Genomic DNA, 25,274 nt, shown 5'->3' on the forward strand with positions numbered 1-25,274 from the left:
CGACCTGATGACGCCGATGGGATGACCTAGCGTTGCGTATTGAGCTGGCCGGCAGGCGTCGTTGAGGTGGATGCCGCGTCCCCGGCCGCCTCTCTGGCCAGGGCTTCCAGCACCAGGCGGTCTTCCTCGAAGGTCAACGCCATCCGGGCCCGTTCGTAGCTGCGCCAAGCCTGGCGGCGCGCCGCGTCGGCCAGCGCCCCCTTCGTTCCCAGGCTGATGGCGCCCAGCGCCTTCTGCAGGCGCACGCCGATCTCGATCAGGCTGGCCCCGTCGCGAGACAGGGGATCGAATGTATCGCGGATCAGGTCCGCTTCGTCCAGCTCCGCCAGCGTCAAGTGCGTAAAACGTCCAGGCTGCGGGGAAGCGTCCCCGTCGGGCGCCGCCGCCGTATCGATCAGAATCCTGGCCAACGCGCCGATCACGATGATCGCCGTTCCCGCATCGTTCGTGGCCGCCGACAAGGCCCGCTGCCCGATCTCCGCCATGACGATCACCCCGAAGCGCGGGTCCTGTTCGAAACTGCGCTCCGGGCCGACCACAAACGCGGCCTCCAGCTTGCGCTGTTCCTCCACCGACAGCGCCGGTGGCCTGGACCACACCGCTACCACACGGGCCGGGTGCAGCATCGCGCCGGGCCGCATGACAATATGCAAGGTTGCCTTGGCCTTCTTGGCCGCTTCGTTCAGGCGGCCCATGTCCAGATGCTGCAGGTAGCCTGTTTGCGACAGGTGCAAGGGCACGCCGTGCACCGGCTGCGCTGGCGCCGGCAATGCGCCCAGTAAAGGGTCGCGCCGATGGGCGCGCAGCGAAGTGGTGGCGGCGGATTCCACCGTGGCGATCGTGGTGCTCAAACGGCCGATGGATGACAAGGTCTGAATCCACCGCAGCAGCGACACAATGATGTAAATCAGCACGCATATCGTGCCGGCCAGCAGGACGAAGCGGCCGGCGGGCCCGTAATACCCGACGCCCAGTGCGCATAAGGCAATGATGGCGTAGATGAACGCCGCAATGAAACTGGCGATCGCCGACTGCGCGCGATCGTCGGCCATGACCAGACGCGTCGCGCGCGGCGTGGCCGACGTCGATGCCGACGTGAACGCGCCCACCAGGATGGACAAGGAAAAGGTGCTGACCGCCAACATGCTCGACGCGATGATCGTGAGCAGGCCCTGCAGGGTGCTGCGCTCGATATCCGGCACGGCGCTGTCGGGCACGTAGTAATTGGCGACCGCGGCGATCAACGCGGCAAAGACAGCAAACACGCTCCACAGCGTTGGCCGCCACCACATCTGGGCGCGAAGCCGGTGCCACAACAAGGTCAATCGAAACATAGGCGCCCGGGGTCGAATGGCAAGGATGAGCCTGCATCCTAACGGCAAGGCCGCGGCGCCGGGTAAGCCGCGGTAACCACGGCCGTCGATTCGTTACGTGAAAGCCATGGAGCAGATGATCAACTTCCCGGCCTGTTCGCGCTGGCGCGTTTCCGCCGCTTGCGTATGACGGGCTCGGGCAAGGCCGCGGCAGTCGTAGCAATCAACCCCGCGCTCCAGCGCCGGTCGTCCCACCGGTCACCGGGAATGGCGAACCACGGCTTGGCGCCTGGGAACGGAAAGCCTTCTTCCACCTCGACCAGGTACGCGCGACCCGCGTCGGTCGGCTTCAGGTAGACCTGATCGCCCACCACCAGGGCCACCACCTTGCCGTCGCAGTACACCGCGTACTCACCAAACATTTTGCGCGATGTCACGATGCCCGCGTCCGCTACCTGTTCCAGCAGGTAATCGATGGCGCTCTGGCGGGTGCCCATGGCGACGTCGCCCGCGCCTCAAGTCGCGCCGGCAGGGTTCGCAGGCGTCGTTGTCGCTGCGCCCGTCGTTGAGTGCGTGGCTGCGTCTGTCGATCCGGCAGGCCTCGTTCCCGCGGTCCTTGCGCCGGCCGCAGGCGCCGCGGCGTCGACGCGGATCGTGACCGACATGGATTCGGTCTTGCCTGGCGCCACGACCAGCACATCATCCCAGACACGCGCCGTCTCGATGCAGACCATGCGCTGCCACGCATCATCCGCGAACTGCGACAGCCGGGCGGCCTTTTCGACCCACGGGTTCCACACCACGGCCGACCGCGACTGCGACGCTTCGATACGGATGCGACGTTGCCAGCCCGGATCCACGATATCAATGGCGCGATCGATGCCCGTGTAGATCCGGTCGGTCTCGCCTTCGATGCGGATCGGCCCCGTCTGCGTCGCAGCTTCCCAATTCCGCATCGTGTCGATGTACGTCGTGTCTTCCAGGCCCTCGATCGTGATCTGGCGGCTGTCGCTGACAGCAAAGTACGTATGCAGCGCCTGGCTCACCGTGATCGGCGCGTCACCGAAATTATGGGTGCACAGTTCAATCTCCAGCGATTCGCCCATCCGGAAGCGGATCAGCAGGTCCGCAGGGTGCTTCCATTCGCCGGACCCATTGGGCATGTGGCAATGAAAGTCCATGACGACCCGGCCATATTCGGCGGTCGCGGCGCCGGCCTCCCAGTCCACCCCACGCACTACCCCATGGGCCGGCGCCGCGGCGTCGGGGGCGAACATATCGCGCACCGACTGCGGGTTCCGGGCCAGGTCGCCAAACCAAGGCCAACACACCGGCACGCCACCGCGCAGGGGCTGCCCGCGCAAGAACTTCGCGTCCTCGCTCAGCCAGACGATCGGTGGCTGCCCATGCGGCGTGTAGCTGAGCAACTGCGCGCCCTGCGTGGCAATCAGGGCTTCCGCCCATTGGGTGCGGACCCGCCAGCAGGCAAGTTCGCCCATCTGGACGGGTTCGATCGAGGCGGCATCGGGCGCGGCGGACATACGGGTGTTCCTTGGTGACGGCGGGGTGTTCGCGGACGTTGTGGTGTTCGCGGACGGCGGAGGTGGCGCGGCTGCCGGAAGGCCATCCCTGGCGGGCAACGCAGGCTGCGAAAGTATGGCGGCTTTTGCCCCCGGCTGCCACACCACCCGAATGGCTGGCACAACCGCTAACGCTTTGGTGGTACGGACGGGGTGATCTCGCTGCTGGCCATCAGGTCGATGCGCGCTGCGGGGCGCCCAGGACGCGCCACGTTCGCGTGCAGCACCTGGCTGGCGTAGCGGTAGTGGGTGGCGGCAAGCCAGAGGGGTTGAACCCCTGGACCTGGATCGGGCTGGACTTGCCGGGCGCGGGAATCGGCATGCGGGGGCGTTGGACTGGCGCGCGGCATCGTCGTACCGGTTTGCTGCGTCGTTGGGTCGGCGGCCATCGCCGAGAGCACGGTCCTTGCCGACGCTTCAACGGTCGCCAGCTGCTCGGGATCCGTCGCTTCGATCATATAGATCCACTCGTCGCCCTCGGGCGCGTCGTCCACGTTTCCCATCGCTTGCGGACCTGCCGGCTGGACGCGTCCCACGGTGACTCGGGTCACCACGTCCCGGGCACCCTGGGTCAGTACCTGGTGCGCGCTGCGCGCTGCGGCATCGCGACCGATCGGCCCAGCCCAAACCAGCCGCATGACCAGCAAGGCAGCGCCTTGCGTTGTCCCCACCAAGGCGACCCGCTGACAGGGTTTACGAAGCAAATTGGAAAACGCCGGCCGCATCGACGCGCTCCAGGGCGTCGGATGTTCGACCAGATCCTGATAGGCCGGCGTGGCGAGCGCAGATAAATCATTCAGGTCGTAGCGGGTGAAGTAGCGCGGCTGGCCGGACCGGGTTGCGACATAACGGGTGCCGGACAGGAACCCCGGCACCCAGACGCGCTCGGGGACGTGTTCCAGCGTGTGCCACCGCTCGTACTCCGTGATGCGGGGCGGATCGATGTCGTTCCACAGGGCGAGGAAGGCAGAAGTAGAAGTGTTGCCTGGGCTCATTGTCGTGACTTCTTGTGTGATGGTCGGCGAGCCTTGGCCATGGCTGCGGCGTCGGTCGTTGTCGCAGGTGAGGACGCGGCTGCCGCATCAGGTGCGGTCGCTGCATCAGGCGTAGCATCAGGCGTCATGTCGGTCTCCGCCTTGGCGGTGGGCTCCGGTGGCGCGCCAACCACGGGTTGAGTCGGTGCCTGAGCCGTGATATCGGTCGTTGCGCCCGCCCCAGCATTGGCCCTGGTTGCTTTAGCTCTGACCGAAGCGGCGTGTTGCTGCCTTGCCAATTCGAACTGCAGGCGTTCGCACGCGGCCTGCCAACGGCCGCTGTCTTCACGGGCTGCAGCCAGCCGGCCTTCCGACTCGCCCTGCCGCGCCTGCAGCGAACCGATCTGGTTCTGCAGAGTCGCTGTGGTCCGTGCCTGCTCGGACAGGGTGTCATTCAATCTCTGTTGCGCCTGCTCCAACTGCTTGGCGAGCCGGTTGCCGCGCTGGCGTTCCTGGTCCAGGTCCATCAAGGCACGGCGCTCGAGCGCGACATGGCGCGCCTCCGACGCTGCGCTGTCCTCCCGAAACTTGTCCAGTTGAGCATTGAAGGTCGCCAGGATCTTTTCGGTGTCCGCCTGGGCGGCCAACAGCTCCTTGCGGGCCACATCGCGCTCGCTGGTCGCGACAGCCTCCGCCTGCGCGGCGGCTGCCAACCGGCGGACGTGGGCCGCATGGTCGGAGGTTCGCTGATCCGCCAGCCGGGCATACGCTGCCTCGCGGTCGGCCAACCGCGCCGAGAGGTCGTCGGCACGCCGCCGCTCGGTCTCGACCAACGCGGTAAAGCGCGCCTCGGCCGCTTCAAACGCCGCCGCCTGGTCTCGCGCCGCCTGGTGCGCCGCCCTCACCTGCTCCGCCGCTTCGTCCCGCGACGCCGCCAGCCCTTCCATCGCGGCCTGCTGCGCCAGCCGCCACATCGTGGCCATCGACTCCGCCGCTGCGGTTTTCAAGGTGTCGGGCAAATCGGGATGATCGATGCGCACGCGGCTTTTTTCGCGTAGTTCCTGCCAGAACTGCCGCAAGGCGTCCGATGGAACCGACATGCTGCCCCGCCGGACCAGTTGGTACAGGCGGTTCACCGTAGGCGTGATGCCATAACGCAGGAACATCAACCCACAGACCTCCTTGTAGAGGGCTTGGGTGTTTGAAAACTGCTTTTTTAGCTCTTCGACATCGGCAGAGAGCTGGTTTTCGTCTATTTCGGGCATGTGTACGGGAACGCGCTCAGCATCATTCAATATTACTACGTAATACGTAATAATATCGGATTGAAGTTGGTCTTTTTTGACATTATTGTTCTACTGTCGAATAATCGTCGTTTGAGGGCTGCCGTTGGTTAGCTGTCATAGTGCCGAGCGTGACGAGAGTGGGCATGAGCAAAAACGGCGACCTGCCGGGCGCATTTGAGAAAATACGAGCATCTGAAAACACCCGATAAAGTCGATACGAACACGCGCCGTAGTCGTGCAGCACCGCGTGACTGCGGCCAATGAACGGGCCTTGGCGAAACGCTGCGGTTGCCCAGGTCCGAACGAGACAGGCGACCGAGACAGGCGACCGCTCCGTTCAGAGCAAACGCTTCTCACGATACGAGGGCGTCGTGCGCAACGCCTCATCAATGCCTGCAACCGTATGCCCACGCCAACCGCCCACGCCGAACGCCCGCTGCCATCGCAGAGCAACCGTCGGCAGTCCTGATGAAAAGCACTTATGACTACATGACGCACGCGCCACCCCGTCCCGTTCTTGTGGACACCCTCCCAACAACGGACATCCAGACTCTGTTGCGCGATATGTCGGCCGACCTTGACGGCACCCATGGGAGCAACCGCGCAACTGCCGCTCGCTCGCAGATTGCGGCCAACGCCGATGTCGATGCTCTGAAAGCGTGGCTCGCGCGGTTTTCGCAGACGAAGACGACGTTCGACAGCTATCGCAAGGAAGCCGAACGCCTGCTGTTCTGGTCGGTGATCGAACTGCGCAAGCCGCTGGCATCCCTGACGCATGAAGACCTGCTGGCGTACCAGCGATTCCTGGCCGACCCACAGCCCGTGGATCGTTGGGTCATGCCGGCCGGTCGAAAACGCGCGCGCGGGGACGCTGGGTGGCGGCCGTTCGCGGGCCCGCTCTCCCCGGCCAGTCAGCGCCAGGCGATCGTCATCCTCAACACTTTGTTCTCCTGGCTCGTGCATGCGGGCTATCTGGCGGGCAATCCACTTTCGCTGTTCAGGCAGCGGCAACGCCACGCCGCGCCCCGCGTGGTGCGGTATCTGGACGACGCGATGTGGCAAGAGGTCAAGGCGACGATCGCAGATCTGCCCCGCGGCAGTCGGCGCGACATCGAGCACTACCACCGCGTCCGTTGGTTATTCACGCTGCTTTACCTGAGCGGGATGCGCATCTCCGAAGTCGCCGGCAACAGCATGGGTGCCTTCTTTCCGCGACGGGACCGCTCAGGCACGACACGGTGGTGGCTGGAAATTCTGGGCAAGGGAGACAAGCTGCGCCTGGTGCCTGCCACTAAGGAACTGATGGACGAGTTGGCCGCCTACCGCCAGTCAACGGGACTTCCTTCAGAGCCGGCGCCTGGCGAAACACGCCCGCTGCTGGCACCGATCGGTGGCAAGCCGCGGCCCATGACGCGCAGCGCCATTCACCTGATCGCAAAACAGGTGTTCGTGCGCACCGCCGACCGCGTGCGTGCGCAGGGTCCGGAGCATGCCCACACCGCTGACATCCTGGCCGCCGCATCGGCCCACTGGCTGCGCCACACGGCAGGATCCGCCATGGCCACCGGCGACATGGACCTTCGCCACGTTCGCGACAACCTGGGCCACGCCTCGTTGACCACGACCAGCCGCTACCTGCACAGCGACGACGACGCGCGGCACCAGGCGACCGAAGACAGCCATCGTCTGGGATGGTGACGTTGGGATGGTGACGTAGGGATGGTGACGTTGGGGTGATGACACTGTGGATGGTGACGCTGTGGGTGGTGACGCCGAGGGGGTCACGCTGGGGTGGTGACGCTGAGGGTGATTACGCTGAGGGTGATTACGCTGAGGGTGATTACGCTGAGGGTGGCGACGCTGCAGGTGGTTACGCTAGGGTGGTTACGCTAGGGTGGTCACGCTAGGGTGGTCACGCTTGAAATGGTGACGCTTGAAATGGTGACGCTTGGGATGGTGGCGCTTGGGATGGTGGCGCCCGGGATGGCGACGTTGGGGGTAGGGACGCTGACGTGCTGACGTTCGGCTTGTGGATGCAAAGATCGGTGATTTAAGGGCGGCGTCGATGAAAGCCTTGAGGTCGCCCGGCCAGCACGGCCCTCCCCGTGGTTCATAATGTCCTTGGCGCTTTCCCGCATCTGCACCTGGCAGACACTTGCATCGTTGTCCCTACCATCGCATTCAGGCTTTACACGGCACTTGTCGACCATGCACTACCTTCGCTTTCCATTGCGTTCACTCGCGCGCCCCGCAACGGCCAAGCCCGCTCCGCACGCGCTGGTGAACCTGTACACGCTCTTCGTGCTTGCAACGGTGGGCCCCGCCATAATAAGTTCGGTAGAGGCCGCCGCACCTGCTGCTTTGACCGCAGCTCCAACCGCTGCACCCGCCCCGGCTCGATCCACCCAGCTCGGAGTGGCCCCCCACCCCGCTTCACCCGTCCAGCTCGTGGCCGCCGCCGGCAAGCCCGCCCGGTCTGGAGCCTCTGTCTACAGCGTCAGCTGCGCATCCTGTCACACCTATGGCATGCGCAATGCGCCGAGATTGACCGACAAAGCCGCCTGGGCGCCCCGTCTTGCCCAGCCCCCTGGCACACTCACTGCACACGTGATCAAAGGCCTGGGATGGATGCCGCCGCGCGGCACGTGCTCCGCCTGCTCTGACGAAGAGATCCAGGCCGCGGTCGACTACATGGTTTCGCGACTACCCAAATAAAACGCCGCCCCGCATCCCGGGCCACCTTCCAAGGACTTGCCGTGCCCTACCTTCAACTTGACGTCAACGCGCGATATCCCGTCGAAGTCAAACAGCGGCTGGCCGCAAAAATGTGCGCCACCTACGCGGAAATGATGTCGGTCGACATTCGCCGGATCAGCGTCGCCATTCGGGAGTTGGGCGAAGGCGGCGTGTGGCGAATCACTGAAGCAGGCAACGATCCCGTGCCAGTGTCAATGCTGATGCTGGACATCCGCCGAGGCCGGCCGGCCGAGCAGCGCATGCAGGTCGCCCGCGCCCTGTGCGCGCATTGCATCGATATTCTGGGTTTGGCGGAAGACCGCCTCAACGTCGAATTCACTCAGCACGACGGCGACGAGATGTACCACCCGGCCCTGGGCGGCTACAGCCCCGACTGGACGCCCGGCGAGGCCTGATCAGGAACGCACCTGACATGCCTGGTCCAACAAGACCTCCTAGACCAGCTCCAATTTCAGCTTTCGCCCAACCAACGTTGCTGCTCTTTCCAGGGTAGACAGCCTGACATCACAAGCGGGATCCAGCAGCCGATCCACTTGCGACCGGCTGGTTTTCAAAAGCGTTGCGAGTCGTGCTTTGCTAAGCGAACGCTTTTCCATCGCATCAGCGAGCTGCCAGGCAACCACTTCCTTGACGGCCAGCGACTGGGCTTCTTCATACATTCCTTGTTCGACCAGAAAGCTATCCAGGCTGGATCCGAGATGTTTATTCGTCATGAAGCAATTCCTTCTTTCGCCGTCGAGCCAGTTCCAACTCAGCGGTGGGAGTCGTTTGTGTCTTTTTGATGAACCCGGTCAATGCCACAAGGACGCCGCGGTGCGAGGTAAACACAACCCTCGCAATTCGATTTCCAGCCAGCGTCGACCTGGTCTCCCAAAGCCCATCGCCCAAGGATCTGCACAGCGGCATGCCAACCGGCCACCTCCATTGGGTCCGCATCAAGTCATAGCCCACCTGCAACCTGTCCTCCTGGCTTAACGTCAGGAGCCATTCCCTGACCGGCTCCTTTCCCGTGGCGGTTCGAAAGAACACCAGTGCGCGTTTTGCAGGTGGGGCGGTCATCACTAATCACCTTGAGCGTACTACAAAAAGTACATGTTGAGGCATCGGGGTGCAGGTTCATGCCCTGCACAATGCAGCGATCACCGCGCAACAACAGCTGTCAAATCCGCTTGGACGCAATCATCCACCCACGACTTGCCAAAGGAGAACGATCGTTCTACCATGCACACCATGCCGCAAAACGACACTACCCTGCCAATGACCCCCACCCCTGATCCCGTCAACCGCCTGCTTGCCACTACCGAATCGCTTGTCTATCGCGACGGAATCCATGGGACGGGCGTGGATGCGATCGTCAAGGCCTCGGGCGTGTCACGTAAGACCGTGTATGCCCATTTCGGGTCCAAGGACGTGCTTGTCGAAGCTGCCCTTCGTGCGCGCCACGATCGCTGGATGCACTGGTTCCGCACTCGCACCCTTGCTACCGGACAGGACGCTGCCGCCCGGCTGCTGGGCATGTTCGACGTGCTGACGACCTGGTTCATCGACCCTCGCTACCACGGCTGCGCGTTTCTTAACGCAGCGGGTGAGATTGGTGACCCCGAATCGGCCATCCGGATGCTGGCCAAGGAACACAAGGCAGATCTGCTGGTGTTCATACAAGAGACAGCGTCCGGGCTCGATCTGCCGCCCGCCGCCCGGGACGCCCTGGCTCGCCAATGGCTGATCCTGATCGACGGTGCGATCGCCGTCGCCATGGTCAGCGGCAATCCAAGCGCTGCGCGCGATGCGCAGGCGGCTGGCGCAGCCTTGCTTGCGGCAAGCGCGCCACTACCATTTCACCCCTTGTAAGGTCCACACCATGCTCGAAGCAGAACGTCCTCCGCTCCCGCCTTTCAATGAAACCACCGCAGCGCTCAAGGTGCGCCTTGCCGAAGATGGGTGGAACAGCCGCGATCCAGCCAAGGTAGCGCTGGCCTACACGCCCGACAGCCGGTGGCGGAACCGGGACGAGTTTGCCAGCGGCAGGCCGGAGATCATCGCGCTGCTGCAAAGAAAGTGGGCGCGGGAGCATGAATACCGGCTCATCAAGTCTTTATGGGCGTACGGCGGCAACCGGATTGCCGTGCGTTTCGCATACGAATGGCACGATGACGCAGGCAACTGGTTCCGTTCATATGGCAATGAAAATTGGGCGTTCGATGCGGCCGGCTACATGGCCGAGCGCCATGCCAGCATCAATGACCTGGCGATCGAGGAGTCGGACCGGGCCTTCTTCTGGCCACAGGGCCGTCGGCCCGATGGTCACCCGGGGCTTGAGCACTTCGGCTTCTGACTGACTCAGTCAGGCGGCCTCGTCATTCGGCGGAGTGGTCGGCCCAGAAGGCGTCCAGCTGCGCGATCCAGCGGGCTTTCTCCTGTTCTGTCGCGAATGCGGCTTCAAGGCTGTTGCGCGCGAGCTGGTACGCGGTGTCTTCGCCCAAGGGCAGTGCGTCGAATACCGCCAGGTAGTTGGCATTGAGATAGCCGCCAAAGTACGCCGGGTCGTCGGAATTGATCGTCACGGCCACCCCGGCGTCGAGTAACCGAGGCAGGCTGTGCGCCGTCATGTCGTCGAACACCTTGAGCTTGACGTTGGACAACGGGCACACCGTCAGCGCAATCTGTTGGGCAGCCAGGCGTTGCAGCAGCGCCGGATCTTCGATCGCCGTGACGCCGTGGTCGATCCGTTCGGCATGCAGCAGGTCAAGGGCATCACGAATGTTTTGCGCCGGACCTTCTTCGCCGGCATGGGCGACGCGGCGCAGGCCCAGGGCTTCGCATCGCGCAAAGACGCGGGCAAATTTTTCGGGCGGGTTGCCTTGCTCCGACGAGTCCAGGCCGACGCCGATCAGGCGCGGCACGGTCTTGAAACAGGGTTCGGCCGACGCCAGGGTGGCAAAGGCGTCCTCTTCGGGCAGATGCCGCAAAAAGCACAGGATCATGCGGCTCGACAGGCCATGCCGGGATTCGGCATCGTCAAGCGCACGGGCAATGCCGTTCACGACCACATCGACCGGCACGCCGCGCACGGTGTGGGTTTGCGGATCGAAAAAGATTTCGGTATGGACGATGTGGTCGGCCACGGCGCGTTCCACATAGGCCCAGGTCATGTCGTAGAAGTCTTGCTCGGTCAGCAGGACGCTCGCGCCAGCGTAGTAGATGTCCAGGAAAGATTGCAGATCGGTAAAGGCATACGCGTTCCGCAGTTCGTCGACTGAAGCGTAGGGCAAGGTAACGCCGTTGCGCTGGGCCAGCGCAAAGATCAGCTCGGGTTCAAGCGACCCTTCGATATGCATGTGCAATTCGGCCTTGGGCATGCCGCACAGCGTGCGGGCCAGAGGCGAATCGGCAAACGAGGCATTGGATGACGAGGTGGGGGCAAGAAAGGACATGCTCGGGCTCCGTGGCAACTCGACGCGCACGGGCGAACGAGGATCGATTGTCGCGCGGCCGCAAATCTGGGGGCGTCGGGCCGCGCGTTCAGCGTGTTTTACGAAGGAATGTGTTTCACTTGAAAGCACGTCCGGCAGCAAAAAGACGGGCCTGTCGCCCGGTGCGCCGGACCGTGTAGATTACCATTCGGGGCGGCCGCGGCCGGTGTGCTAACGTCACTGTCGCGTGCCCCCTTTCTCTTTTGCTGCACAACTTCGTATGCCGACCCCCTTGCTCCGTTCCGTTGACGACTCCACTCCCGTTCGTTCCGCTCCTCATGCCGCGCTGACATTTTCCGCGCCGCCCGAAGTGCGCGTGCTGAGCGACATCCTGCCCGACGACCCCCTGCTGATGATGGGCGCCGGGCCGGTGCCGATTCCCGAGGCGGTGGCGCGAGCGAATTCGGTGGTGATCAACCACCTGGGCGCCACGATGTCGACGATCATCTCGCAGGTCAAGGAGATGGGCCGTTATGTCTTCCAGACCAAGTCCGAATGGGTGATGGGCGTGGCCGGTCCGGGCTCGGCGGCCATGGAAATGGCGATCAGCAACCTGGTGCTGCCGGGTCACAAGGTGCTGTGCGTGGTGAACGGATTCTTCAGCGCGCGGATGGCCGAAATGTCGCGCCGGCTGGGCGCCGAAGTCATTACCTTCGATGTAGATGGCCACCACTATGCGCCCGCCGACGAAGTCGAAGCCCTGATTGCCAAGCATCGTCCGGAATGCCTGACCATCGTGCAAGGTGAAACGTCCAACACGGTGTTCAATCGCGAACTGCCCGCCATTGCCCGCGCCGCCAAGAAGTACGGCTGTCTCGTGATCGTGGACGCCGTCTGCACCTTGAGCACGATGCCGCTGCAAATGGACGACTGGCAGATCGATGCCGTGATCACCGGTGGCCAGAAGGGATTGTCTTCGATCCCCGGAGTCTCGCTGATCGCGTTTTCCAACGAAGCCTGGGATCGCATCAATACCCGCACCTCCAGCAATTCGCACTGGTGCCTGGATGCCAAGCTGGCCGAAAACTTCTGGCACAAGGGCGGCTATCACTACACGGCGCCGGTGTCCGGCGTCCTGGCCCTGCACGAAGCGCTGCGCCTGGTGTGCGCCGAAACGCTGGAAGAGCGCTTTGCGCGCCATTACCGTTGCTCGCAGGCCCTGCAGAACGGGATCGAGGCCATGGGTCTGCGCCTGTTCACGCCGCCCACGTCGCGCCTGAATTCGGTGGTCGGCATCGCCATTCCCGACGGCATGAACAACGCCGATATCTGCGCGCACATTTCGAATCGCTATCACGTCGAGATTTCGGGATCATTCGGCCTGCCCATGGTTCGGATTGGCCAGATGGGCGAGCAATGCCGCGCGCACAACCTGTTCCGAACGCTGCATGCGCTGGGATCGACCGTGCGGGACCTGGGCGGCAAGGTGGATCTGCCCGCCAGCATGGCCACGTTGGAATACAGCCTGCACAACGCCCTCGTTTGACGCCGCGCTGATACTTTCCTGACCTGCCGCCGCGCCGCTCGCCTAATGTTCTTCCGAGCCGGCCGCGGCGGCGTTTCCTGCTTGAATCGTGACGACCCCTTCCCTTCCTGCCGACGACCCGGCTCCCGAACCGCCTGAGCGCCCCGGCGACAACCAGTGCTGCCAAAGCGGCTGTGAACCGTGCATTTTCGATCTGTACGCCGAAGACATGCAGGCCTGGCGCGACGCCTACCGTGCGTGGGAAGTGCGTCAGGCCAGCCGCTGAATCAGGCCTGTCCAGCCACCACGTTCACGCTCATCGCGATGATGAACACGTTGATGAAAAACGCGATCACGCTGTGTACCAGCGCCATCCGGCGTAGATGGCGGCTGGTGATCTGCACGTCGGACACCTGGAACGTCATGCCGATCACGAAGGCAAAGTAGGCAAAATCCCAGTAATCCGGAGGCTCGTCGCCCGGAAACTCCAGCCCCTGGTGCGCAGCGCCGTAGTTGCCGTAGAAACCGTGGGCATAGTGCAGCGCGAACATGACGTTCATGTACTGCCAGGACAGCAGGATGCTGCCCACGGCAACCACCACGGGCCAGACGCCCCCGCTTTTTCCTAGCCGCAATTCCACACCGAGGGCCAACAGGACCACCGCGGACAGCAGCACGCTTGTCCACAGAATGCCCCATCGCCCTACGTCTTCTTCCTTGGCCCGATGACGCATGGTTTCAGGCGTGGACTTGGCGAACACATAGGCCGTGGACGAGAGGAAGACGACGGCGGCGGCATCGAACCCCAGCAACAGACACAGGGGCCACGGCGTATGGCCCATCCACAGGGCCGACGCGACGGCGATCAAGATCAGGGCCGCTGCAAAAAGCCTGGGATGGGCGCGGATAATCTGCAAACGGGTTCGGGACACAGGCACAGTCATGGGGACTCCGAGGCGTCACAACGGATGAGCAGACGGGCAATTGCCAGTGTGCAACGTCGTGACCTGTCAAAGATAACAGCATGCTCATCCGCTGCGATTTGTGACACTTGGACGCGAAAAGGGGGTATCCCAAGTCAATCAACTGCCGTTAACTAGGCCGTATCCCGTGTTGTATGCAACCACGAACTCCTTATGTCCTCCATCACGCCTATCCGATTCACCGGCACGTTTCGTTCCGCATTTCCCGTCAATGGGCCCGGTTGCGTCGGCTGCCGGGATGGCGAAGAACTGGGTTTCGACTTCAGCTATGCGTATCAGCCCATAGTTGACCTCGACAACAACACGATCTTTGCGCACGAAGCCCTGGTCCGCGGCCCGGAAGGTGAACCGGCGTCGTCCGTGCTGGAACGCGTGACCGACGACAACCGCTACCGCTTCGACCAGGCGTGCCGGCGCAAAGCCATTGAAGGCGCGGCCGACATCGGCCTACCCCAGCGTCTGTCGATCAATTTCCTGCCCAATGCCATTTATCAGCCCGAGGTGTGCATTCGCACGACGCTGGAAGCCGCGCATGAACACGACTTTCCGGTAGAGCGCATCATTTTCGAGGCCACGGAAGGCGATCGGATCGAAGACGCGGCCCGGCTGGCTGCCATTCTGCGTTATTACCAGCGCAGCGGCTTTCTGACCGCCATTGACGATTTTGGCGCCGGCTTTGCAGGCTTGACCCTGCTTGCCGAATTCCAGCCCGACATCATCAAGCTGGACATGGCACTGGTGCGCAATATCGATTCGAGCGTGCCGCGCCAAGCCATCGTGAAAGGCCTGATGCGCACGTGTTCGGATCTGGGCATCCAGGTAATTGCCGAAGGCATCGAGACCCTGGCCGAGCGCGACTTCTTCTATAACGAGGGCGTTCGCCTGATGCAGGGCTATCTCTTCAGCAAACCCGCTTTCGAATCGCCTGGCACCATCAACCCGTCGTCGTGGGTGTAACAAGGCTCGGCTGAGCAAAGCGCGGCAGGCGTGGGCTCAAGCTGGACACGCCCTACAAGGACTCTGCCCCCAACGGCAACGGCGCCGGATCGATCGGCGCCAGCGGCACCGCATCAGGCAATGACGCCGGCGCAACCGGCATCACGTCCACATCCTCGCAACCTGGCAACGGAACGCTTGCCAGCGCGCAGGCCGCGCTGGCGCTGCCGATGTCGTTGATCGCCAACGCCAGCGCGTCTCCCAAGCGGCGAAGATCATCCTGTGTCAGCCACCGGCCCAGGCCACCCTTGCCATAGGTCGTTTCGAACGTAATGGCGTTCACCCGGTCCTGCTGAGAACGCCACCACCAGCTTTCCGGAAAGAAGTGGTCCAGGAACGCCGCACCGCCATCCTCGTTTTCGGTGGTCACATGTCCGTCGTAATAGGAGGCGGTCAGCGCGACCAGGTGTTGTTGCTTGCGCCACAGGCGTTGTTCGGACAGACCAAACGCCTCCTCGCTTCCAAAATGCGGGATGAAAAACGCTGGCATGTCCGTCGCCGCGTTGGACGCATGCAGGTTCAACGCGATGTCGAAGCGCCCGCCTGCCTGCAGCACCGGCAGGATGCCGCCGCGCAGCACCACCTGGTTTTCGTAAGGTGGCGGGAGTTCGCCGGGCACGTCGGCGCCCGACGCGTCGAACCGCCAGCTGTCTTCCAGATTGACGCTGCCGGGCGTCGTGCGGTAGTTGCCGGCAATGACGCCGTCGGGATTATGCATGGGCACGATCTTGAAGATGTAGCGCGATCGCAAGGACCGCCCGACCGCGTCATCGGCAAGGACCCGCGGAATCAGCCCTTCCAGCACGAAGGACGGTCCGGTTTCGCCCGGATGCGTCCTGGCATGCAACCAGACATGGCGTTTGGGAACGCCCGGGATGGTCAGGCTGGGGTCATCGATGGTCAGCAGCGTGATGGGCTTGCCGTAGACCGGAGACGTGCCGAGGGTGTCGCGTCTGACCAGGGGCGAGACCGCGAGCCGGGCCAGGAAGGCGTCCAGGTCCGCGGTTGTGTACGGAAAGGTGCGCGCAATGGACACCGGACCCGCAAAAGCCTTGCGCAGGGTCGCGCGGCAGTTGACCAGCGCCTGGCCGCGGCAGCCTTGCCAGCTGATCTCGTCGTCCCGAAAATGCGACCACTGCACGCCATCGTACGAGTACACCGGCATGACGGGATAGCGCGATCCAAAGCCATCGAATTCAAGCGTCAAGGGCCGGTCGGAAGACACATTCGCGACCTTGACGTAGAACCACGTACGGAAACTCGCCGGCAGACTTGGGTCATTGTTATCGTTCCTGAGCGATAGTCTCCAGGTGGTTTCCTGTGGGTCCATCGCACGAATGGTGCCGATGCTCCCCGACTCGAAATCGCTCGTGAACACGGGGCGCAGGCGCGTCAGATCGGCCGGCTGCTCACCCGGACCGGTGGCGCAGGCTTGCAGGGCGAGCAGCAGGCTGACGGCAAGCGTGCGCCAGTAACGATGTCTCATGGTGCGATTCCGTGTTCCGCGATGCGATCGCCATTATCCCCGAACGTGTCATACCGGATGGCGACCCTGCCCAGGCGTCGTTGCGTCACGTTGCGAATCTTTCGGCAATCACACACCGCGGCCGGGGCTACACCGGGTGTGCCGGTCCCGCTGTGCTATATATCGTCGATATCCATCGTACCGACGGCCGTGGCTGCCGTCCCTTGCGAGCAATACACCATGACCGATCTTTCGACACCGCCGTCCCTACCCGATACCGCCCCGCAGGCGCGTCCGGAAGCCGTGCCATTGTGGCCGCTGGAGCAGATCGTGGCCGATCTGCGCGCCGAACGCATGAAGTGGCGGTCCGCCCAGCAGCGCCGTATCGAACCTGGTGCGCGCGAACTGCCCTCGACCGACGTGTTGCGCGAGATCGTTGCGGCGTTTCGCGGCGCCCTCTTTCCCTTGCGTCTGGGCCCGGCCGATCTGCGCCCAAGCAGCGAAGACTATTACGTGGGCCATACGCTTGATGCGGCCTTGCATCGCTTGCTTGAACAGGTGCGGCTGGCGCTGCGTTACGAACACCGCACGCTAGGTTCGCCGTCCCCCGACGTGGAACAGCAGGCGATTGCCATCGTCCATGATTTCGCGGCCAGCCTGCCGCGTGTGCGGGCCTTGCTGGACAGCGACGTCGAAGCCGCTTTCTATGGCGATCCGGCCGCGGGCAGCGTGGACGAAGTGCTGCTTTGCTATCCTGGCGTGGTGGCGCTGATCCATCATCGGCTGGCGCACGAACTGTATCGCCGCGGCGCGCGGTTGCTGGCGCGGATCGTGGCCGAAATTGCGCATTCGCAAACGGGCATCGATATCCACCCGGGCGCACAGATCGGCAGCGCTTTCTTCATTGACCACGGCACGGGGGTCGTGATCGGCGAAACGGCCGTGATCGGCAATCGGGTGCGGCTCTACCAGGCCGTGACGCTGGGCGCCAAGCGCTTTCCCACCGACGAGACGGGCGCGCTCCAGAAAGGGCTGCCCCGTCACCCCCATGTCGAAGACGACGTCGTGATCTACGCCGGCGCGACCATTCTGGGCAACATCACGATCGGCAAGGGATCGACGATCGGCGGGAATGTGTGGCTGACACGCAGCGTGCCGGCCGGCAGCCACGTGACCCAGGCCAGCAGCCACCAGGAATGCCCGGAAAGCTGAAACGCTTTGATGGCGGAACCGGGGCGAGCCGACGCCCCTGGCGATGCCTTCCTGGCCCGGCGCGGCCGGCTGACTTCAGCCGCAACGCGTGACGCATGCGTTGCCGCAGGTCTTGAGCGGGCCTGGATATCGGCCAGCCCACGCATGCCGAGCTAGCCGGCCTTCATGCACGCGCTGACGAAGTTTTTGTAGTCATCGCCCTTGCGACCCGCGCCCTGCTTGCTGCAGGACGCCATGCGTTCCTGAGACGTCATGGGCTTGGCTTTCAGGCACTCGCTCATGAAGCCCTTGTAGTCGTCACCCTTCTTGCCTTTGGCCTGCACATTGCATTCGGCCATTTTGGTCTGCTGCGCGGTCTTGGGCTTTGCAGCGGGGTCGGCCGCCCCGGCCGTCTGCGCGTGTAGAGGTCCGGCCAGCATCGCGCCGAACAGCGCCCCGGCCACCAGTCCTTGCTTTACGCCCATCGCAAGATATTGCTTCATTGCCTGCTCCAGAGACCGCGGCCCGCGCGGGATGGCTGACCGGATCGGGGCATTATGTGCCTCGGCTCCGTAAAGCTCAACCGTGCTGAAGGGGCAGGTCGCGTCGGTCTTTGCGTCTGGTGATGGTGACCGTGCCTGTCTCGCCGTCAACGCGTACCCAATCACCCGTTTCGATCACGGACAAGGGGTCCTGATCGAAGTCCGTGACCGACGGCGCGTGCGTGACCACGGCGCCCAGCGCCATCTTGGTGGTCATCTCGTTGAACAGCATGGCGGCGGGCGCCACACCGGCAATGCGCGCGATATGGAACTGGCCCGACCAGCCCGACGATCCCTTGGCGCCCGGAAAAACCAGCACCTTGCCCGCGAACGAGACGCCGCGCAGTTCATGGCGGGTTTCAATGACGGTGCCCGTGCGGGGGTCGATGCCGCCCCAGCCTGAAATCCGTTCGCGGGTGACCAGCGCTTCCCCTTCCGCAATGCCGCCAACGATGGGGCGGCCGCGCAGGGTCAGCGTCGGGGCTGCGTCTGGCCCGGCGTTCGAACCGCCGTGGCGGGTCAAGCCAGCGTCAGGCGAAGACGTCATGGCGGGTGGAAGATTCGAGTTCATCGCAGGCCTCCGTTCCATCGTCCGGTCACGGCCGCATCGATGCAGTCGGCGGTCGAACCGAACCATGCCTGGATGCCCATGATGGCGGGCAGATAATGGACTTGCTTGGCCGAATCCACCGCCGCCACCTTTACCCCCTTCGGCATGACCCGTCCCAGGGCCGAACAGGTGTCCGACATCAGAAAGCCGCCCGCCTCGGTAATGATGCGTGTATAGCCGTTCTGGTCGCAGATCTGCTTGGTGGCGCGCGGCGTGAAGATCCACAGGTTGGAATTGACGTGCACCTTGCGTCCTTCCAGGAGCTGGCACACTTCCCAGATCTGTTCGATGCTGTAGTGCGGGCAGCCCAGCATCACGAAATCCACCTCGGCGTCCGACGCCGTCGCATTCAGGTTTTCATACGTCTCGCGCAGTTCCTTGCGGCCAAACACGAAACGTTCAATGGGGCGGTTGCCTCCGAACGCGGCGTCCACCGTTGGCGCTTCGGGGGTGTATCCCGGAATGTGGTACATCTCCACCCCGCCTGACGACGCGGCCGCGGCGCCAAAGTGCTTGAGGCGGACCATGTTCGGTGCCTGGCCGATGCCGGTTATGACGGGAACACGATCCTGCACGCGATCGCCCACGAAGTAGCCCAGCATGCCCCAGTCCGACATGCTTTCGATAGGCACGTCCACCTCGACCGCATGCGTGCCGCGCCGGTTCTCGTCGATGTGGTAGCCCCAGTAGGGAATCTTGCCGGTCAGCATCGCCGCACCCGTGCTTTCGCGGCCTTCGGCATTGGATTTCGCGCCCAGCACCGCGTTGATGTAGATCACCGCGGACGATTCCATCCACGCGCAGTGTTCGCCGCGCGCCGGCAAGTTGCCGACCTGGTAAGGCGCGCAGGTATTGAGCAGTTGCACGCCCAAGCCCGCACTGTAGGCGTCCCCCTTGCGGAAGATGCGCACCACCTCTTCGCCGACGCCCTGCTCGGGCGCATGTTCCGGGTCGATGCCCTGCTGCAGGTGGCTGCTGTACACCGATACCTTCGGGATGCGGACGACCTCGCGCGAATCCAGGTTGAATTCCGAAAAGACGGCGTCCAGGCCACCGGCCTCGTCGGCGTATTTACGCATGAACGGCGTGGTCGCGCCGATCGTGCCGGCGACGTTGCGGGTATCGACCAGCCGTTCCGCCCCCAGGGCATTGCCATAGCGCACCAGCAAGTCCATGGCCTTCTGTTTGGCGATGCCGTGTTCGCCGTCGTACATGGCCTGCTCGTGATCGGTCAGTCTCATAACACCTCCTGAATGCGCGGCGCCACACCTCAGGCGGACGCCGCGTCTAGGCCGCGCTGGACGCGTGACCCGGGGTCGGCACGAAGCCCCCACTTCCCTGGCGATCGCGTTTGCGGTCGCCAGCAACATTGGCGCGACGTCCTGCCGAAGATGCGCTTCGGAAAACAGGAACGACGGGCCGCCACAATTGAGGGCCACGATTTCGCCGCCCGGTATGACCAGCGGCACGGCCACCGAATGGATGTCGCGATGGAATTCACCCAGCGACATGCAGTAGCCGTGCCTTTCGGCATCATCCCTGGCGCGGGTGTAGCCCGCGTTCAGACGCCGCCATTCGTCTTCACCCGCCGCGTCGCGCAACCGGGTTTCCAGCCGCTCGCGGTCGCGGATGTCGCTGACGGCGCTGACATACGCGCGGCCCAGCGCCGAACTCACCATCGGGAAACGCGATCCCACCCGCAGCCGCGCCAGCAACAGCGCGGCGCGAGGGGACGCGGTTTCAACCAAAACCATGTCCAGGCCGTCCCGAACGCCCAGGTACACCGCGCCATTGGCCTGATCCGCCAACGCGGCCATGTGCGGACGGGCAAACGCCCTCAGGTCAATGCCGCCCAGGAAGGCCTGCGCTAGCGACACGACGCCGGCGCTCAGTGAAAAACGCTCAGTCCCGGCGGCCTGCTTCATCAGGCCCAAGGCCACCAGGGTCGTGGCCAGGCGCGTCACGGTAGGCTTGGGGATGCCGGTCATCCGCGCCAGTTCCGCATTGCTCAGATCACGCACGTCTTCCCGGAAACACCGCAACACCGCAATGCCGCGCTCCAGTGCCGACACCGTGGCGCCCGAGGGGCTGTCGTCGGTATCGCCAGTTGGCGGGGCGCCGGGGGAAGTCTTGCCGCGTGATGCCATCATGGTCTCCATGGGCGGCGCGCCGGGGCGGACGTGCCGATCTACAAAAGGGAACGATGCGCACTTCTCATCGTGCCGACATTATAGAAAGGCGGTGTACCCTTGCGATCGGGGGCAGGACATTCCTGTCCTCCCAACCGGCGCGTGGCCCGGGTTGACGTCAGAGGTCCGGCCTGGCGGTGTCTTAGTCGGCCACGGCTCCCGTCGTCTTGACGACCTTGGCCCACTTGGCCATTTCCGTCTTGATATACGCATCGAACTGAGCGGGGGTATTGCCCACCGGCGTCATGCCAATGTCGTTCAGACGCTTCTTGAATTCCGGAGTGGCCAGCACGCTGGCAACGTCCTTGCTGATCTTGTCGACGATATCCGGCGGCGTCGCACGCGGCACGACCAGCCCGAACATGCTCTGGACATTGAAGCCCGGCAAGGCCTCGGCCACCGTGGGAATGTCGGGTGCGCTCGGATCCCGCTGCGCGCCCGCCACCGCCAGCGCTTTCAACTTGCCGGCCTTGATGTAAGGCATCGACGAAAACAGCGGGTCGATCAGCAAGGGCACGCGTCCCGCCATCACTTCCGTGTAGGCCGGCCCGCTTCCCTTGTACGGGATATGCAGCATGTCGATCGATGTCTCGGTCTTGAGCAGTTCGCCGGTCAGGTGCATGGAGCTGCCACTACCGGGCGATGCGTAGCTGAGCTTGCCGGGCGACTGCTTGGCCATGGCGATCACATCGGCGATCGAATTGGCCGGGAACGACGGCGTTGCGGTGATCACGATCTGCGAGGTGGCCATCAATGACACGCCGGCCAGGTCTTTGACCGTGTCAAACGGCATCTTGGGCCGCATTGCCGGATTGATGACGTGCGACGTCACTACCATGCCGATGGTCTGTCCGTCGGGTTCCGACCGGGCCACGAAGTCGGTGCCGACGACGGTATTGGCGCCGGGCTTGTACATGACCACGACCGGCTGGCCCCAGCTTTTCGTGAGTTGTTCGGAGACAAGGCGGCTAAGGATGTCGATCGCGCCGCCCGGCGCGTTCGGGACGATCAGCGTCACCGGACGCGACGGGAAATCCTTGGCGGCGGGCGTGGCGCCTACCGCGGGCGCGGTGCCCGCCGCCAGGGAGGTCAGGCCAAGCGACACACAGGCCAGGGCGCGCAGCATGCTTTTCATCGTGTCTCCTTCCAGGCAAGGCCCGGCCGGCGCTCAGCGCCTGTTATATCGACTGACTGGCCAGGGCCCCTGTGTCAGGTCCCTGCCAGCGAATGAACAGGATTTTGATCCTCCGCCTCAACGAAGTCAATTATTCTGGAACGTGATTTCATAATAATTTGAGATCACCAGGTAAGCCATTCGGAACGCATGGTTGGCCGAGTAACAAAGCTCGCTGGCAGGACGTTTTCGTCCTGTACCGGACTGCAGAGCGACGCACGACGCGGTACATTGGCAGCCTTGTTCCCCGCCTTGCCAGGACCTGCCCATGACCACGCCCACCCTCCCCTCACTTGCCACTCCGCTCACCCCTTCCGCCGTCCGCGTGATGCTTCTGGGATCGGGCGAACTCGGCAAGGAAGTGATCATCGCGCTGCAGCGCCTGGGCGTCGAAGTGATCGCCGTGGACCGGTACGCGAACGCGCCGGGACATCAGGTCGCGCATCGGGCCCACACGATTTCCATGACCGACAGGGATGCCTTGCGTGCCGTGATCGAACTGGAAAAGCCTCACGTCATCGTTCCTGAAATCGAGGCGATTGCCACCGATTTGCTGGTCGAACTGGAGTCGGCCGGTGTCGCGCGGGTGACCCCTACGGCACGCGCCGCGCAGCTGACCATGAATCGGGAAGGCATTCGCCGCCTGGCTGCGGAAACGCTGGGACTGCCTGCGTCGCCCTACCGTTTCGCCGCCACGCTGGACGAATTGCGGGACGCGCTGGATCACATCGGCTACCCATGCATCATCAAGCCGGTCATGTCGTCGTCAGGCAAAGGCCAGTCCCGGCTGGACGGCCCGCAAGACATTGAATCGGCCTGGCGGTATGCGCAGGAAGGCGGCCGGGTCGGTGCGGGCCGGGTCATTGTGGAAGGCTTTATCCGCTTCGACTACGAAATCACGCTGCTGACGGTGCGCGCGGTCGGGGCCGACGGGCAGGTGCACACCCATTTCTGCGATCCCATCGGGCATGTCCAGGTAGACGGCGATTACGTCGAAAGCTGGCAGCCGCAGCCCATGGCAGACAAGGCACTTGAGCGCGCCCGCGACATCGCCCTCAAGGTCACGGGCGAACTGGGCGGACTGGGACTTTTCGGGGTCGAGTTGTTCGTTGCGGGCGATGACGTGTGGTTCTCGGAAGTCAGCCCCCGTCCCCATGACACGGGCATGGTCACCATGATCACGCAGGCGCAGAACGAATTCGAATTGCATGCCCGCGCCCTGCTGGGGCTGCCCGTGTCCACCGCCTTGCGCCAGCCGGGCGCCAGCAGCGTCATCTACGGCGGCGTCGATGCCAAGGCGGTGCAATTCGATGGCGTGGCTGCCGCGCTGGCCGAGCCAGGCACCGACATCCGTCTGTTCGGCAAACCGGAATCGTTCGTCAAGCGCCGCATGGGGGTTGCGCTCGCCGTGGCGGACACGGCCGACGCGGCCCGTGCCAAGGCCAAGGCCGCATCGGCCAAGGTGACGCCCCGGGCGGCGCCCGAATCGGCGCAGGGCCAGGGCCAAGGCTGAGGATCGTCCCATGGCATCCTCGTCCCTGCTGGCGCTGTTCTGGTTCCGCCGCGACCTTCGTCTTGCCGACAACGTCGGCTTGTTTCGCGCCCTGACCGAAAACGATGCGGTGGTTCCCGTGTTCATTTTCGACAAAGACATCCTTGACGAACTGCCAGAACAGGATCGGCGGGTGGCTTTTCTTCACGGTGCCGTCGCCGATCTGAAAACCCGACTGCAAGCGGCCGGGTCGGACCTGGTGGTGCGGCACGCGCGGGGCCGCGAAGCGATCCCCGCCCTGGTCAAGGAATTCGGCGCGTCAGCGGTCTTCACGAACGAAGATTACGAACCCGACGCCCATGAACGCGACGCGGCCGTGATCCATGCACTGGATGCCATGGGCATTCCGCTGCGTCTGTTCAAAGACACCGTCATTTTCGGCAGCAGCGAGATCCTGACGAAGCAGGGCCGCCCCTACACTGTGTTCACGCCGTACAAGAACGCATGGCGCAAAGCGCTCAAGCCAGAGCACCATGCCGAGGCGCCCAGTACGGATCATTTGCAGTCGCTCAAGAAAGTGGACGGCGGCAAGCTGCCGACCCTGGAAGCACTGGGCTTTACGCCACTGTCCAGCACGGATCCGCATCCCGAACCCACGCCCGACGGCGCTCAAAAACGTCTGGACCGCTTTGTAGCCAAAGTCATTGGTGGCTACAGGCAGTCGCGCGACCTGCCAGCCGTGCCCGGCACGTCCTACCTGTCGGTGTACAACCGCTTCGGGCTGCTGTCCGTCAGACACCTGGTACGAGCGTCGCTGCAGGCCATCGAAGGCAGCAAGGGCGGAGCGCGGGAAGGCGCCGAAACCTGGTTGAGCGAGCTGATCTGGCGCGACTTCTATTTCCAGTTCCTGTACCACCACCCCACCGCCGTTGACGGTCCATATCGCGAAGAGTACACGGCGCTGGAATGGGAAAACGATGACGGCCTGTTCCAGGCCTGGTGCGACGGCAAAACCGGCTATCCGCTGGTAGACGCCGCCATGGCACAGATCAATGGCACCGGCTATATGCACAACCGGCTGCGCATGGTCACGGCCTCATTCCTGACCAAAGACCTGCTGGTTGACTACCGCAAGGGCGAGGCCTATTTCGCCTTGGCGCTGATTGATTACGACCAGGCAGCCAACAACGGGGGCTGGCAGTGGGCGGCGTCCACCGGCTGCGATCCCCAGCCCTACTTCCGGATCTTCAGCCCGTCGCGTCAAAGCGAGCGCTACGACCCCGACGGCGAATTCATCAAACGGTTCCTGCCTGTCTTCAAGGACGTACCCGGCAAGTATCTGCATGCGCCGTGGGAACACACGGCCAAACTGGCCGAGTACGGTATCGAGCTGGGCAAGCACTATCCCAAGCCGGTGGTGGACCACGACGAACGCCGCCAGAAGGCGCTGGCGATCTTCAAGGCGGCGCGCGCCAGCAAGGGCATGCCGGACGAGGCGGCGTCCGATTGAGGTAAGCGCCAGCGACATGATGGCGGGCGGATTGCGTCCTGTCGTGCCCGTCTGCTCTACGGTAAGCCCTGATCTACACTAGCCAACGGTCGGCGGTGGCTGTCACCCTGGGCGGCAAGTGGCCGTGACCGTGACCCAAGGCGGCGCTTGGCCGGTGCCTCGGGCGGCGGTTGGCCGGGGCCTTGGGCGGCGGTTGGCCGGGGCCGTGACCTTTGCAGCCTCAGCCTCTTTCCGTCGTCAGCCCCTTCCCTTCGTCAGCCCCCTTTCCTTCGTC

The 25,274-nt window shown here is 63.9% G+C and carries 25 protein-coding genes; 11 read left to right on the forward strand and 14 right to left on the reverse strand.

Features of this window, described 5'->3' with window-relative positions; genetic code table 11:
* Positions 1–26: 26 nt before the first annotated feature.
* From ACNANG_RS25055 to ACNANG_RS25075, 5 genes are all read right to left on the reverse strand, one after another.
* Positions 27–1,334 carry a DUF2254 domain-containing protein gene (locus ACNANG_RS25055; protein WP_420225330.1) on the reverse strand — a complete coding sequence of 436 codons (1,308 nt, stop codon included), beginning with the start codon at positions 1,332–1,334 and terminating at the stop codon, positions 27–29.
* A 119-nt stretch (positions 1,335–1,453) separates the two neighbouring features.
* Positions 1,454–1,810 (reverse strand): TfoX/Sxy family protein, encoded by a 357-nt coding sequence (locus ACNANG_RS25060; protein ID WP_420225332.1) that lies wholly within the window; start codon positions 1,808–1,810, stop codon positions 1,454–1,456.
* 18 nt (positions 1,811–1,828) lie between these two features.
* On the reverse strand, positions 1,829–2,854 hold the full coding sequence (locus ACNANG_RS25065; RefSeq protein ID WP_420225333.1) for a D-hexose-6-phosphate mutarotase: 1,026 nt from the start codon (positions 2,852–2,854) through the stop codon (positions 1,829–1,831).
* Positions 2,855–3,021: 167 nt separating this feature from the next.
* Complete coding sequence (locus ACNANG_RS25070; protein ID WP_420225334.1) at positions 3,022–3,888, reverse strand: hypothetical protein; 867 nt, start codon at positions 3,886–3,888, stop codon at positions 3,022–3,024.
* The gene (locus tag ACNANG_RS25075; RefSeq protein ID WP_420225335.1) at positions 3,885–5,132 is read right to left on the reverse strand and encodes a DNA-binding protein; all 1,248 of its coding nucleotides are present in this window, start codon (positions 5,130–5,132) and stop codon (positions 3,885–3,887) included. Before ACNANG_RS25075 ends, ACNANG_RS25070 begins: the two co-directional genes overlap by 4 nt.
* Positions 5,133–5,621: 489 nt before the next feature.
* Here ACNANG_RS25075 and ACNANG_RS25080 point away from each other — a divergent pair, with 489 nt between their 5' ends.
* The 3 genes from ACNANG_RS25080 to ACNANG_RS25090 all read left to right on the forward strand — a co-directional run bounded on the left by ACNANG_RS25080 (position 5,622) and on the right by ACNANG_RS25090 (position 8,305).
* Entirely contained in the window at positions 5,622–6,851 is a 1,230-nt protein-coding gene (locus tag ACNANG_RS25080) for a tyrosine-type recombinase/integrase (protein ID WP_420225336.1), read from the forward strand.
* An 828-nt stretch (positions 6,852–7,679) separates the two neighbouring features.
* A complete protein-coding gene (locus tag ACNANG_RS25085) occupies positions 7,680–7,868 on the forward strand; it encodes a c-type cytochrome (RefSeq protein WP_420227657.1) in 189 nt (62 codons plus the stop codon).
* Between the two features lie 41 nt (positions 7,869–7,909).
* Positions 7,910–8,305 carry a tautomerase family protein gene (locus ACNANG_RS25090; RefSeq protein ID WP_420225337.1) on the forward strand — a complete coding sequence of 132 codons (396 nt, stop codon included), beginning with the start codon at positions 7,910–7,912 and terminating at the stop codon, positions 8,303–8,305.
* A gap of 39 nt (positions 8,306–8,344) precedes the next feature.
* Here ACNANG_RS25090 and ACNANG_RS25095 read toward each other — a convergent pair whose 3' ends face one another.
* Both ACNANG_RS25095 and ACNANG_RS25100 read right to left on the reverse strand, forming a co-directional pair.
* The gene (locus ACNANG_RS25095; RefSeq protein WP_420225339.1) at positions 8,345–8,623 is read right to left on the reverse strand and encodes a Fis family transcriptional regulator; all 279 of its coding nucleotides are present in this window, start codon (positions 8,621–8,623) and stop codon (positions 8,345–8,347) included.
* Positions 8,613–8,969: a type II toxin-antitoxin system RelE/ParE family toxin gene (locus ACNANG_RS25100; RefSeq protein WP_420225340.1), complete on the reverse strand. Its 357-nt coding sequence runs from the start codon at positions 8,967–8,969 to the stop codon at positions 8,613–8,615. The genes ACNANG_RS25095 and ACNANG_RS25100 overlap by 11 nt, the downstream gene beginning before the upstream one ends.
* A gap of 198 nt (positions 8,970–9,167) precedes the next feature.
* Here ACNANG_RS25100 and ACNANG_RS25105 point away from each other — a divergent pair, with 198 nt between their 5' ends.
* On the forward strand, positions 9,168–9,761 hold the full coding sequence (locus tag ACNANG_RS25105; RefSeq protein ID WP_420225341.1) for a TetR/AcrR family transcriptional regulator: 594 nt from the start codon (positions 9,168–9,170) through the stop codon (positions 9,759–9,761).
* A 10-nt stretch (positions 9,762–9,771) separates the two neighbouring features.
* On the forward strand, positions 9,772–10,245 hold the full coding sequence (locus ACNANG_RS25110) for a DUF1348 family protein (protein WP_420227658.1): 474 nt from the start codon (positions 9,772–9,774) through the stop codon (positions 10,243–10,245).
* A gap of 22 nt (positions 10,246–10,267) precedes the next feature.
* Here ACNANG_RS25110 and ACNANG_RS25115 read toward each other — a convergent pair whose 3' ends face one another.
* A complete protein-coding gene (locus ACNANG_RS25115; protein ID WP_420227659.1) occupies positions 10,268–11,269 on the reverse strand; it encodes an adenosine deaminase in 1,002 nt (333 codons plus the stop codon).
* Positions 11,270–11,735: 466 nt separating this feature from the next.
* Here ACNANG_RS25115 and ACNANG_RS25120 point away from each other — a divergent pair, with 466 nt between their 5' ends.
* Positions 11,736–12,869: a pyridoxal-phosphate-dependent aminotransferase family protein gene (locus ACNANG_RS25120; RefSeq protein ID WP_420227660.1), complete on the forward strand. Its 1,134-nt coding sequence runs from the start codon at positions 11,736–11,738 to the stop codon at positions 12,867–12,869.
* Positions 12,870–12,957: 88 nt separating this feature from the next.
* The gene (locus ACNANG_RS25125; RefSeq protein WP_420225342.1) at positions 12,958–13,134 is read left to right on the forward strand and encodes an oxidoreductase-like domain-containing protein; all 177 of its coding nucleotides are present in this window, start codon (positions 12,958–12,960) and stop codon (positions 13,132–13,134) included.
* A 1-nt stretch (position 13,135) separates the two neighbouring features.
* Here the strand turns inward: ACNANG_RS25125 and ACNANG_RS25130 are convergent, their stop codons facing one another.
* Positions 13,136–13,717: a DUF1345 domain-containing protein gene (locus ACNANG_RS25130; RefSeq protein WP_420225343.1), complete on the reverse strand. Its 582-nt coding sequence runs from the start codon at positions 13,715–13,717 to the stop codon at positions 13,136–13,138.
* A 267-nt stretch (positions 13,718–13,984) separates the two neighbouring features.
* Here ACNANG_RS25130 and ACNANG_RS25135 point away from each other — a divergent pair, with 267 nt between their 5' ends.
* A complete protein-coding gene (locus tag ACNANG_RS25135; protein WP_420225344.1) occupies positions 13,985–14,788 on the forward strand; it encodes an EAL domain-containing protein in 804 nt (267 codons plus the stop codon).
* 52 nt (positions 14,789–14,840) lie between these two features.
* Here the strand turns inward: ACNANG_RS25135 and ACNANG_RS25140 are convergent, their stop codons facing one another.
* Positions 14,841–16,313: a M14-type cytosolic carboxypeptidase gene (locus ACNANG_RS25140; protein WP_420225345.1), complete on the reverse strand. Its 1,473-nt coding sequence runs from the start codon at positions 16,311–16,313 to the stop codon at positions 14,841–14,843.
* Between the two features lie 333 nt (positions 16,314–16,646).
* On the opposite strand from ACNANG_RS25140, the gene epsC reads away from it, so the two are divergent.
* Positions 16,647–17,504, forward strand: coding sequence for a serine O-acetyltransferase EpsC (gene epsC / locus ACNANG_RS25145; RefSeq protein WP_257022399.1), 858 nt, complete (start codon positions 16,647–16,649; stop codon positions 17,502–17,504).
* Positions 17,505–17,656: 152 nt separating this feature from the next.
* Here the strand turns inward: epsC and ACNANG_RS25150 are convergent, their stop codons facing one another.
* From ACNANG_RS25150 to ACNANG_RS25165, 4 genes are all read right to left on the reverse strand, one after another.
* Entirely contained in the window at positions 17,657–17,986 is a 330-nt protein-coding gene (locus ACNANG_RS25150; RefSeq protein WP_420225346.1) for a PsiF family protein, read from the reverse strand.
* 76 nt (positions 17,987–18,062) lie between these two features.
* The gene (locus ACNANG_RS25155; protein WP_420225347.1) at positions 18,063–18,596 is read right to left on the reverse strand and encodes an aconitase X swivel domain-containing protein; all 534 of its coding nucleotides are present in this window, start codon (positions 18,594–18,596) and stop codon (positions 18,063–18,065) included.
* Entirely contained in the window at positions 18,593–20,785 is a 2,193-nt protein-coding gene (locus tag ACNANG_RS25160; RefSeq protein ID WP_420225348.1) for an aconitase X, read from the reverse strand. Before ACNANG_RS25160 ends, ACNANG_RS25155 begins: the two co-directional genes overlap by 4 nt.
* Positions 20,786–20,966: 181 nt before the next feature.
* Entirely contained in the window at positions 20,967–21,959 is a 993-nt protein-coding gene (locus ACNANG_RS25165) for a tripartite tricarboxylate transporter substrate binding protein (protein ID WP_420225349.1), read from the reverse strand.
* A 307-nt stretch (positions 21,960–22,266) separates the two neighbouring features.
* Between ACNANG_RS25165 and purT the strand changes: the two genes are divergently transcribed.
* Both purT and ACNANG_RS25175 read left to right on the forward strand, forming a co-directional pair.
* Positions 22,267–23,511 carry a formate-dependent phosphoribosylglycinamide formyltransferase gene (purT, locus tag ACNANG_RS25170; RefSeq protein ID WP_420225350.1) on the forward strand — a complete coding sequence of 415 codons (1,245 nt, stop codon included), beginning with the start codon at positions 22,267–22,269 and terminating at the stop codon, positions 23,509–23,511.
* A 10-nt stretch (positions 23,512–23,521) separates the two neighbouring features.
* Positions 23,522–25,000, forward strand: a complete 1,479-nt coding sequence (locus ACNANG_RS25175; RefSeq protein WP_420225351.1) for a cryptochrome/photolyase family protein — start codon at positions 23,522–23,524, stop codon at positions 24,998–25,000.
* Positions 25,001–25,274: the final 274 nt, after the last annotated feature.

The sequence above is a fragment of the Pigmentiphaga litoralis genome, from assembly GCF_048632615.1.
Taxonomy (GTDB): domain Bacteria; phylum Pseudomonadota; class Gammaproteobacteria; order Burkholderiales; family Burkholderiaceae_B; genus Pigmentiphaga; species Pigmentiphaga litoralis_B.